The organism is Ferdinandcohnia salidurans, assembly GCF_042680725.1.
GTDB lineage: Bacteria > Bacillota > Bacilli > Bacillales > Bacillaceae_L > Ferdinandcohnia > Ferdinandcohnia salidurans.
On sequence record NZ_JBHUEK010000027.1, the window covers coordinates 18,391 to 30,373 of the forward strand.

At 37.8% G+C, this 11,983-nt stretch carries 8 protein-coding genes and 2 riboswitches; all 8 genes read left to right on the forward strand.

What is annotated here, in order from left to right; all coding sequences use genetic code 11:
* The first annotated feature begins 376 nt into the window (after positions 1-376).
* Positions 377-1,387 (forward strand): ABC transporter substrate-binding protein, encoded by a 1,011-nt coding sequence (locus ACFSFW_RS19120; protein WP_388040586.1) that lies wholly within the window; start codon positions 377-379, stop codon positions 1,385-1,387.
* Positions 1,388-1,483: 96 nt separating this feature from the next.
* On the forward strand, positions 1,484-2,341 hold the full coding sequence (locus tag ACFSFW_RS19125) for an ABC transporter permease (RefSeq protein WP_304219770.1): 858 nt from the start codon (positions 1,484-1,486) through the stop codon (positions 2,339-2,341).
* 2 nt (positions 2,342-2,343) lie between these two features.
* The gene (locus ACFSFW_RS19130) at positions 2,344-3,516 is read left to right on the forward strand and encodes a quaternary amine ABC transporter ATP-binding protein (RefSeq protein WP_304219683.1); all 1,173 of its coding nucleotides are present in this window, start codon (positions 2,344-2,346) and stop codon (positions 3,514-3,516) included.
* A 171-nt stretch (positions 3,517-3,687) separates the two neighbouring features.
* Positions 3,688-4,650 (forward strand): AAA family ATPase, encoded by a 963-nt coding sequence (locus ACFSFW_RS19135; protein ID WP_388040588.1) that lies wholly within the window; start codon positions 3,688-3,690, stop codon positions 4,648-4,650.
* Positions 4,650-5,867, forward strand: a complete 1,218-nt coding sequence (locus tag ACFSFW_RS19140; protein ID WP_388040590.1) for a DUF58 domain-containing protein — start codon at positions 4,650-4,652, stop codon at positions 5,865-5,867. The genes ACFSFW_RS19135 and ACFSFW_RS19140 overlap by 1 nt, the downstream gene beginning before the upstream one ends.
* Positions 5,864-8,041, forward strand: a complete 2,178-nt coding sequence (locus tag ACFSFW_RS19145) for a transglutaminaseTgpA domain-containing protein (RefSeq protein WP_388040592.1) — start codon at positions 5,864-5,866, stop codon at positions 8,039-8,041. The genes ACFSFW_RS19140 and ACFSFW_RS19145 overlap by 4 nt, the downstream gene beginning before the upstream one ends.
* A 32-nt stretch (positions 8,042-8,073) precedes the next feature.
* Positions 8,074-8,175: riboswitch (purine riboswitch) on the forward strand.
* A gap of 242 nt (positions 8,176-8,417) precedes the next feature.
* On the forward strand, positions 8,418-9,938 hold the full coding sequence (guaA, locus tag ACFSFW_RS19150) for a glutamine-hydrolyzing GMP synthase (RefSeq protein WP_388040598.1): 1,521 nt from the start codon (positions 8,418-8,420) through the stop codon (positions 9,936-9,938).
* Between the two features lie 86 nt (positions 9,939-10,024).
* A riboswitch (purine riboswitch) is annotated at positions 10,025-10,127 on the forward strand.
* 150 nt (positions 10,128-10,277) lie between these two features.
* Complete coding sequence (locus ACFSFW_RS19155) at positions 10,278-11,600, forward strand: NCS2 family permease (protein ID WP_099363800.1); 1,323 nt, start codon at positions 10,278-10,280, stop codon at positions 11,598-11,600.
* The last annotated feature ends 383 nt before the right edge of the window (positions 11,601-11,983 follow it).

Below are 11,983 nucleotides of genomic sequence, written 5' to 3' on the forward strand. Positions count from 1 at the left end.
TGCTAGATTATCAGGTTTGTCCGAATTTTATTATTCCTCTATACTTTTAATGTAACCCTAAAAGTAATGACTGTTAAACAAAAAATGCTTATTTCCTCCAAGAACAATAGTTCAAAAGATATATCCTCAAACGTCCTGAGAAATGTAGCCTGTACAAATCCTCTGCATTTTTCGTCGGACTGAATAATGAATTATACCTATCTATTATTCTAATCAACCTTAAAATTCAATAGGGAAGCTGTTTTAGAAATTTATGGAGGAATATGTTAACACTTGAAAATGAATGAATATTCATTATGGGGTTATTTTTGAGATAAACTCAGTAAATTAGTGGGTTTACTGATAGATTAAAACTTTAAAAGGGGAGAAGTTATTTATGAAACGAAAGTTATTTACATTACTAACCGTTTTATTACTAGCCTTAGTTGGTTGTAGTAGTGAAGGATCTTCAGGAGATGGAGAGCCAGAAAAATTAGACAAAATTGTGCTAGCTGATGCTGGTTGGGATAGTATTCGCTTCCATAACAGTATAGCGCAAAGAATCCTTGAAGAAGGATACGGATATGAAACAGAGGTAACTGTGGGTTCAACACCTGCAACATTAGAAGGTCTACGTCAAGGTGACATTAATGTCTATATGGAAGTATGGACGGATAATGTCAAAGAGCTTTATAAAGAAATGACAGATGCTGGAGATATAGAAAAAGTATCTACAAACTTTAATGATAATAGCCAGGGTCTGTATGTTCCGACTTATGTCATTGAAGGGGACGAAGAAAGAGGAATTGAGCCGTTAGCTCCCGATTTAAAAACGGTTGAGGACTTGAAAAAATACCCTGAGGTTTTCCCAGACCCTGAGGATTCAAGCAAGGGACGTATTGTAGGGGCTCCTACTGGTTGGGCAGTTAACGAAACAATGACAGCAAAATACGAAACATATGGATTAGGTGAAACATTTAGCTATATTAGCCCTGGTTCAGATTCAAGTGCAGTAGCAACGCTTGTTGATGCATATGAAAAAGGTGAAGGGTGGGTTGGATACTATTGGTCTCCAACATGGGTAACTGCAAAATATGATCTAACTCTTTTAGAAGAACCAGAATATAACGAAGAACAATGGAACGAAGACTTTGGTACAGCATTCCCACCGAACGATGTTGTTGTAGCTGTTCATAAGGACATGCCTGAACAAGCACCAGAGGTTGTGGAGTTCCTAAAAAATTACGAAACGAGTAACGACTTAACCGAAGAAGCACTTAACTATATGAATGAGAATGATGCTTCAGCCGAAGAGGCTGCAGATTGGTGGATGAAGCAGCACGAAGACATCTGGACTACATGGGTTCCAGAAGATATTGCAGAGAAAGTAAAAAGTTCATTAGAGTAATAGATTTGTAGTAGTTGGTAACAGCCAACTACTACATTTTTCAAAGATTTTTGTCGAAAAAAAGTGAGGTGAATGGTTACATCATGTAACCAGTTTATGGGTAGTTTTCCAGATATACGATGGGAATTTCTAGGTAAATACGTTGAAAAATTTATAAAGTGGATCGATACAACATTCGAAGGGTTTTTTGATTTCATACATCTTATCTCCTCTCAAACAATCAATGGAATTGATAGTTTTCTTAGCTTCATTCCGTGGTGGCTCTTCTTAATTATTATTTTCCTTTTAGGATGGCGCTTTAAATCTGCTCTTTCCGGTGTTTTATATGCATTCTTTATCTTCTTAATAGGAACGTTTGGACTTTGGGATGTATTGATGATTACGATAGCCATTGTCTTAACCTCCGTCGTCATTTCACTGATCATCGGGATTCCAGTTGGGGTGTGGATGGCGTTTAGTAAAAAGTTCTCCATCATCATGAGACCAATTCTAGATGCCATGCAAACAATGCCAAGCTTTGTTTATTTGATTCCGGCTATTTTCTTCTTCAGTCTAGGAAATGTTTCGGCTGTATTTGCGACGTTAATTTATGCATTGCCACCAGTTATTCGATTAACTGAGCTCGCAATACGGAATGTTGATGAAGATGTCATTGAATCTGCTCAATCATTTGGTTCTTCGAGATGGCAAATGCTCACAAAGGTCCAATTACCACAGGCACTTCCAACGATTATGGCGGGGGTAAACCAAACTACAATGATGGCACTTGCAATGGTTGTTATTGCGTCTATGGTAGGTGCAAAGGGATTAGGTGAACAGGTTCTAATCGCGATTAACCGTATTGATATGGCACTCGGATTTGAAGCGGGAATTAGTATTGTGTTTCTAGCCATCATTATTGACCGCGTGACATCAGGGGTAGCGAATTCCTTCCAGAAACACAGGGGGTCTTAATCATGGAAACAAAAATTAAAATAGAAAACGTCTCGAAGATATTTGGTTCGAAACCAAAATCTATCATTCCAATGGTCGAAAAAGGAATGAGTAAAAAAGAAATTTTAGAAAAAACAAATCATACCGTTGGTGTTTATAACGCATCAATGGACATCAAAAAAGGTGAAATCTTTGTCATTATGGGGCTTTCCGGTAGTGGTAAATCTACATTGATTCGCTGCTTTAACCTTTTAAATAAACCTACAGCTGGTTCGATCTATGTAGATGGAGAAGATGTTGTTCGCTACAATTCTTCCCAGTTGAAAAAATTCAGGCAGGAAAAAATTGCAATGGTATTCCAGCACTTCGGCTTATTCAGTCACCGCACGGTTTTAGCAAATGTTGAATATGGCCTTGAAATTAAAAATGTCTCAAAAGAAGAACGTAGAGACATTGCCTTGAAGAATATTGAAAATGTAGGGTTAAAAGGGTATGAAGATAAATACCCGGGTGAACTTTCTGGTGGGATGCAGCAGCGTGTTGGCTTGGCGCGTGCGTTAGCAAATGATCCGGATATTCTATTGATGGATGAACCTTTCAGTGCACTTGACCCACTCATCCGTAGAGAGATGCAACTCGAACTTTTAGAGCTTCAGGACAAGCTTCAAAAGACAATTATCTTTATCACACATGATATCAATGAAGCTTTTAAACTTGGAGATCGAGTTGCGGTCATGAAGGATGGTGTCGTTGAGCAAATTGGTACACCAGAAGAGATTATTGAGACTCCAGCGAATGACTATATCTCTGAATTTATAAAGGATATTGATCGCTCTAAAGTATTACAAGCAGAGCATGTCATGATTAAGTCAAGCGCAATGGTTTCTTTAAAAGATGGGTTACAGGTTGCGGTAAAAGAAATGCAGAAGAATGGTATATCGAGTGTATTCGTGGTAAACAAGCATCGACAACTGCAAGGAATAGTTACGATTGACGATTGCATAGATGGAATAAAGGAAAAGAAGACACTTACTGATGTGCTTCGAGATGATATCTTTAAAGTATCAAAGGATGAATATATCCAAGATATTATTCCGAAAGCATTGGAGACAAAGTTCCCACTAGCCGTAGTCGACGAAGATTCTCGACTATTAGGCATTATCCTTCGGGTTCATGTTTTATCAAGTTTAGTCTAATAGATACGAACTTACTATGACTCAGATTATTTTATGAATCTGAGTCATTTTTTTATAGTCACTTCTAATTTTAAAGGGAAATGTTGGTTAACCATAGAAATCATAATATGGTGGATAGTATAATGGTTACATATATTGTAAGAAGATGCTAGGTAAATAGGGGGACGGAAAATGGCGCAGCTTGATATGTTACATCCAGTTTTAGGAAAAGTTATTGAAAACATTGAAAAAGTAATGATCGGAAAAAGAGATGTAGCCACACTGAGTTTGGTTGCATTATTGTCAGAGGGACATGTCTTATTGGAGGATGTACCAGGTGTCGGGAAGACCATGATGGTGCGTTCTCTTGCAAAATCAGTGAGTGCGGACTTCAAGCGGATTCAGTTTACGCCCGACCTATTGCCGTCAGATGTAACTGGAACGTCCATCTATAATCCGAAAGAACTTCAATTTGAGTTTAGACCGGGTCCAATTATTGGCCATATTGTACTTGCGGACGAAATCAACAGAACCTCTCCGAAGACACAATCGGCCCTGCTTGAGGGAATGGAAGAAAGCAGTATCACTGTTGACGGAGTAACCCGAATGTTACCTAAGCCTTTCTTTGTGATGGCAACCCAAAACCCGATTGAATATGAAGGAACATACCCACTACCAGAAGCGCAACTTGATCGTTTTCTATTAAAAATGAAAATGGGGTATCCATCCGTTCATGAGGAAATTGAGGTGTTGAATCGAGCGGAAAAGTCCAAGCCAATTGAAAAACTAGAAGCGGTAATTACACTTGAAGAACTCGTTTCTCTTCAAAATGAAGCAAAAGAAGTTTATGTTGACCAAACAATTAAAGAATATATTGTAGATTTAGTGAGCCGAACGAGAGAGCATAGTTCCGTTTATCTAGGGGCTAGCCCGCGTGGGTCGATTGCATTAATGCGGGCATCCCAGGCCTATGCGTTGATACACGGTAGGGATTTTGTAATACCGGATGATATTCAATATCTTGCGTTATATGTTATTCCACATCGAATCATATTAAAATCAGAAGCAAGATTTGAAGGAATGACAACTGAAAAAATAGTAGCGAAAATCATTGAAAGAACACCAATTCCAGTGCAAAGGTCGTTGAATCGTTAATGAGGAGACTATTTCGAAAACTAAAAGAAATGGGGAAACTCGTCAATATTTTTCTTCTGATTGTAGCTACATTTGTATATGCGATGTTTCAAGGTGGGTTCGTAAGCTGGTTTCTATTTTATAGTTTTATCCCATTTGGATTGTATTCTTTTGTTCTATCAATCTATCCTCTTAAAGATTTTAAACTGGAACGTCACATCAGCCATAGTGAGTATGTAGCAGGGGAGGAATTTGAAGCAACGATCTTGATTCGAAGAAATATCCCTTTCCCACTTATGTATCTAATTATTGAGGAGCTTCTTCCACCTCAATTGAAAAAATATGAAGAATCTAAACACTCAAAGGTTATCCTATTCCCTTGGTTTAAGCGGGAGTTAACTTACAAATACAAGTTTGACTCAGTCCCGCGGGGGGAGCATCTCTTAGAGGGGATCCGAATGAAGACAGGAGATTTATTCGGACTTATTGAAAAAGAAGCCGTTGCGCCAGTACGTGACCAGTTTTTAGTATATCCACAGTACGTAGATATGGTATACCGACAAAAGGAAAGTCGTTTTGAACAGGGGATGACTTCCTCAAACGTAAGATTACAGCGGGATACAGCAATTGCAATCGGTGTACGGGAATATACACCTGGTGACCGATTCTCATGGATTGATTGGAAGGCATCGGCTAGACGAAATGGAATTATGACGAAAGAGTTTGAGCAGCAGCAAAGCCATGATGTTGTTTTATTCATGGATCGATCAGAATCATCCCATTTTGAACAGATTGTAACCTTTACAGCCTCACTAACGAAAGCAATATTAAGAAAAGGGGCACAGGTTTCATTTATCTCGATTGGGGAAGACCAAGCTATTTTCCCGTTAAAAAATGGAGAATCCCAGCAACAAGCAATCTATCACCACCTTGCGAAAGTAAAAGACAATAGTCCACTATCATTTTCACAAATTGTGGAATCAGAAATCAAAAAAAATTACCAACCTGTAACTTTCATGTTAGTCACAAGTGAATTAAGTCAGGATACGATTCATTTGGTTGGCAGGTTTTCGATGCGAAACGCTGACTTACAGCTTTTTGTGGTGAAAGAAAGAGGAACCCAGCTGACGCAGGATGAATTTGGTGTCCTTGAAGCAATCAGAAAGCATCAAGTTTTTGCAAAAGTTGTTTATGAAGGTCAATTCACAGAGGTCTTTAATGAGGTGAGGAAATCATGAAGCCTAAAATTCCAGCAAAACGTGATGTTCGAAACCTATTATTAAATATATTTGGTTTTCTCTTACTTTGGGAATGGTTAAGGCCCCTTGAAACTGTGACAGATACAAAGGAAACTGCAGGGTTTATCATTTTCATTGGTGTCAGCTTTCTATTGTTATATCTGCGAGTGCCGTTTGTGTTTAGTGCATTGATTAAAATTTTCCTTATTTTTTATATGATTCATTCTTTGTATTTTAGATATGATTTTTTAGATTCAACATGGTTAGGTATATTTATTAGTGATTTTATGAAAAATATTGGGCTTATGTTCCAAGCGAATTGGTTGGGGATGACGCCGATCTTTCGGACAATTCTCTTTTTCATTTTACTTTGGTTAATGAGTTATTTGCTTCATTATTGGTTTACTCATCAAAAAAGAATACTTCTGTTTTTCGTATTGACGATCATTTATATCACGGTGATTGATACATTTAGCCCATATGATGCAAAAGCAGCCATTATTCGAACGGTCTTTATTGGATTTTTTATGCTTGGGATTTTACAATTTGAGCGTTTAAAGGATAAAGAGCTTTCTAAACATGTCAACATCGGGAAAAAATGGGCGATACCATTAGCCATTTTTATTTTATTTTCTACATTTATTGGTTATGTTTCACCGAAAGCATCTCCTCAGTGGCCCGACCCAGTTCCATTTTTAAAGGGATATGGGCAAGAAAATACGAACGGCTCCATCAATGGAGTAAAGAAAATTGGATATGGAACCAATGATCAAAATCTAGGTGGGCCATTTATCGCGGATGATACAGTTGTGTTTACGGCTGAGACAGAAAAACGCCATTATTGGCGAGTTGAATCTAAGGATACCTACACAGGGAAGGGTTGGAAATTATCTGGTCAAGCTGACAAAGAAACCTTTAATGTTGAAAATACCGTGTTGAATTGGTATGAGCCAAAAACTGAGGTTGAGGAATTCGAAACGGAGATTCAGATGGATCTAAAGTATTCCCATATCGTGTATCCATTAGGGTTAACGTCAGTTGAGACAGCCCCAGATATTTATTTTAGTGTAAACCCATTATCCGAAAAAATTTCGACTTTAAGAGGCGATGATGAAGTCAAATTGGATAGCTATACCATGAATTATCAGTATCCGAAATACTATATTAACCATTTAAAAGAAATCATACAGCCGGGTGGCCTTGAGCAGCATAACAACTTTAAAGAAAGATATACTCAATTACCTGATGACCTCCCTGAACGTGTTAAAGAACTTGCAGTAGAAATCACGAGCTCACAGACGAATCGATACGATAAAGTAAAGGCAGTCGAAGGCTATTTTTCAGCCAATGGCTTTGCGTATGATACGCAAAATGTGGCTATTCCAACAGCGGATGAGGACTATGTCGATCAGTTCTTGTTTGATACAAAAATAGGCTATTGTGATAACTTTTCAACATCCATGGTTGTCCTATTACGTGCAGTTGATATACCGGCAAGATGGGTAAAGGGCTATACAGAAGGGCAGCGAGTGGAATTAAATTCATATGAAATCACAAACAATAATGCACACTCCTGGGTTGAGGTATACTTTCCGGAATTTGGGTGGGTTCCATTTGAGCCAACAAAAGGATTTAGTAACTCAAATCTATTTTCCTATGATTTATCAACGACAGGAAATACAAACAGTCAAACGCCACAAACTTCACCAGAGGTAGTCCCTGAAGAAGAAGAGGTTGAAGAAACTGTTGCTAAGCCTAAGTCCGAAGAGAAGGAAACGAGCATTTTTGATACAATAGCAAATACGTTCTCGTGGAAATATGTGCTGATATTCTTATTAAGCATCTCCTTGATAGGTTATCTCGTATTTCAGACTCGAAAAAGATGGATCCCATATCTTTATATTTGGCTATACAAAAATGCGAAAGATGAAGAGGCATATTTTAAAGCCTATAATGCCTTGCTAAAACAATTGTCACGAGTAGGCTTCCCGAGAAGAGAAGGGCAAACCTTAAGGGAATACTCTATCCAAGTTGATAAGTTTTATAAAGGACATGAAATGGAGCGATTAACGCTAAACTATGAACGTGCCCTATACCGCAAAGATAATGCTGCTGTAGAATGGGAAAAGTCAGTTGAATTATGGGAAAATTTAATTAAAAAGATATCATCTTGACCAATAGGTACCTGGTTGATAGAATTAAAACACAATTTTAATAGAAGTTCCTTCGTATATCCTCGATAATATGGATCGAAAGTTTCTACCGGGCCACCGTAAATGGTCTGACTATGAAGGCAGTTATTCTATTTAAGTACGTGACCTAGAATTCTGCCTTTATTAGGTGGAATTCTTTTTTTTACCTTTACTTAGTACCTTACTAAATAAAGGTAAAAAAAGCCTCCGGCGGATGCCACAGATTTTCAAAGGTAAGTTTTCGAGCTTGCTCGAAAAAATCTGGGCGCAAATTCGCCCTGGCGAATTTGATATGCATAATATCTGGTGGGTATATTACAAAATATAACGAGGTGATTTTGTGGATAACGTTCAAGAAATGATCGTTGTTTTAGATTTCGGTAGTCAATACAATCAATTAATTACTCGCAGAATCCGTGAATTTGGTGTTTATAGTGAACTCCATCCTCACACAATGACAGTTGAAGAAATCAAAGCAATGCAACCAAAGGGAATTATATTATCTGGTGGACCGAATAGTGTGTACGATGAAAACTCATTCAGATGTGATGAGAAAATTTTCGATTTAGGGATTCCTGTGTTAGGAATCTGCTACGGAATGCAACTCATGACACAACATTTCGGCGGCCGTGTAGAAAAGGCTCATAATCGTGAGTACGGAAAAGCAACGATTACTGTTCAAAATGAATCAGTGCTTTTTACAAATATCCCAAATGAGCAAGTTGTATGGATGAGCCACGGAGATTTAGTAGTTGAAACGCCAGAAGGCTTTTCAGTTGATGCAGTTAGCCCATCTTGCCCAATTTCAGCTATGAGTGATGAAGCTCGTAAATTATATGGTGTTCAGTTCCACCCTGAAGTACGCCATTCAGTATACGGAAATGATCTTCTTAAAAACTTTGTTTTCGGAGCTTGTGGATGTTCGGAAAGCTGGTCAATGGAAAACTTCATTGAAATTGAAATGGAAAAAATCCGCCAAACAGTTGGCGATAAAAAAGTTCTTTGCGCACTTAGTGGTGGAGTAGATTCTTCAGTTGTCGCTGTTTTAATTCATAAAGCAATAGGCGACCAATTAACATGTATGTTCGTTGATCACGGCTTGCTTCGTAAGGGAGAAGCTGAAAGTGTTATGAAGACTTTTAGCGAAGGCTTCCATATGAATGTCATAAAAATTGATGCAAAAGATCGCTTCTTAAATAAATTAAAAGGCGTAAGCGACCCAGAACAAAAACGTAAAATCATCGGTAATGAGTTTATCTATGTGTTTGATGATGAAGCTGCAAAGCTAGAAGGAATCGACTTCCTAGCACAAGGTACTCTTTATACAGACATTATTGAAAGTGGAACTGCTACTGCACAAACAATCAAATCACATCACAATGTTGGTGGATTACCAGAAGATATGCAGTTCAAATTAATTGAACCACTTAATGCTTTATTTAAAGATGAGGTACGTGCACTTGGAACGGAACTCGGTATTCCAGATGAAATCGTATGGCGCCAACCATTCCCAGGACCTGGACTAGGTATTCGTGTTTTAGGTGAGATATCCGATGATAAACTGGAGATTGTTCGTGAATCAGATTACATCTTAAGGGAAGAGATCCGAAAAGCAGGCCTAGAACGCGAAATTTGGCAATACTTCACTGTTCTTCCTGATATCCGAAGTGTTGGTGTAATGGGTGATGCAAGAACTTATGACTACACAATTGGTATTCGTGCCGTGACTTCGATTGATGGAATGACATCAGACTGGGCTCGTATCCCATGGGACGTACTTGAAGTCATTTCAACAAGAATTGTAAATGAAGTAAATCATGTAAACAGAGTTGTGTATGATATTACAAGCAAGCCACCTGCAACAATTGAATGGGAATAATACACGAACGATATAAAATAAATTTAAATTAATGTTCGTTTTTTAGGTTGACTCTCTAGGTACATTGTCATATAATAAAATCGAAATCAGATTTTGTTGAAATACGTCGTATAATCTTGGGAATATGGCCCAAAAGTTTCTACCAGGCTACCGTAAATTAGCTTGACTACGAGGTATAACTGATAATGGAGAGTGTCAATTAACTATGATTCTCCTTTTCTATCGTTATCCTTAATGTCAAGCGCTTCAGATATTAATCTGGGGCGCTTTTTATGCGTTATTACCAAATCGAAGCTCTTAAGTACGACGATATGGATCAAAGGGAGAGGGAATCTATTTATGAAAAAGTATTTTCAATTCGATGAGCTTGGAACTACTTACAAACGAGAAATCATTGGTGGACTAACAACGTTTTTATCCATGGCTTATATCTTATTCGTTAACCCATCAATTTTATCATTAAGTGATGTACCGGATTTACCATCAGAGTTAAGAATGGATGCTAACGCAGTATTTGTTGCAACCGCACTTGCAGCTGCGATTGGTACACTTATTATGGGGATTGTTGCCAAATATCCTGTTGCTTTAGCGCCTGGTATGGGACTAAACGCATTCTTCGCGTATTCAGTTGTACTAGGAATGGGAATTTCATGGCAAACCGCTTTATCGGGTGTTTTAGTATCAGGAATCTTTTTAGTTCTTCTAACGTTAACACGCATCCGTGAAAAGATTATCGATGCCATTCCGCAAAACCTAAAGCTAGCAGTTGGTGCGGGGATTGGATTATTTATCACATTTATAGGATTTAAAAACGCGGGGATTGTAATTGCAGATCCAGCTACTCTAGTAGCGTTGGGTGACCTATCAAACGGAAACACATTATTAACTATTTTTGGTCTTGTCATTACAGTAATCCTAATGGTTCGTAAAGTAAACGGTGCTGTATTTATCGGTATGGTAATCACAGCTATTATAGGGATGATTGTTAATTTAATTGAAGTACCGGACAAGGTGGTTAGTTCTGTACCAAGTCTAGCACCTACATTCGGAGCAGCATTTGCTAACTTCGGAGATATTTTTACAATGGACATGCTGATTGTGATTCTTACATTAATGTTCGTTGACTTCTTTGATACAGCAGGAACATTAGTAGGGGTAGCGAACCAAGCGGGTATCATGAAAAATAATAAACTTCCTCGTGCAGGAAGAGCTTTAGTATCAGATTCAACTGGTACAGTAATCGGAGCTATCTTAGGAACATCTTCAACAACTTCTTACGTTGAATCAACAGCAGGTGTTGCTGCAGGTGCAAGATCAGGATTTGCTTCAGTTGTGACAGCAGTATTTTTCTTACTAGCCTTATTCTTCTCTCCATTATTAGGAGTTGTAACACCAGCCGTTACATCACCAGCACTAATTATTGTTGGGGTATTGATGGTTGCAACGTTAGGCGATATTGAATGGAAAAAGTTCGAGATTGCTGTTCCGGCATTCTTAACAATCCTGACAATGCCTTTAACTTCAAGTATCGCAACTGGTATTGCAATTGGCTTTATCTTTTACCCAATCACTATGATAGTTAAAGGAAGAGCGAAAGAAATACACCCTATCATGTACGGTTTATTCATTATCTTTATCTTATATTTTATCTTCTTAGTTTAATAAATGAGGGGATACCAGATTTAAAAGTCTGGTATCTTTTTTAATTTTGTTAGATCTTTTGGAATTGGTTTTTGTCGGGATGTGTAATAACGACAAAAGTATGGTTAAATATTCTAGAAAAAATTAGGTTGACGGTAAACCTTAAACTTGGTATATTAAGTAGGTCGCTATTACAGCACTTGAAAAAAATAAATCACTTTTTAAAAGTTGTTGACATAAACTTTTAAAGATGATATATTATAAAAGTCGCTGATGAACAGCGGGTTAAAAAGTTCTTTGAAAACTGAACACAATACAAGCGTCAACGTTTAATTCTTAAGTAACAAACTATTGAGCAATCAATACTCTTATTGGAGAGTTTGATCCTGGCTCAGGATGAACGC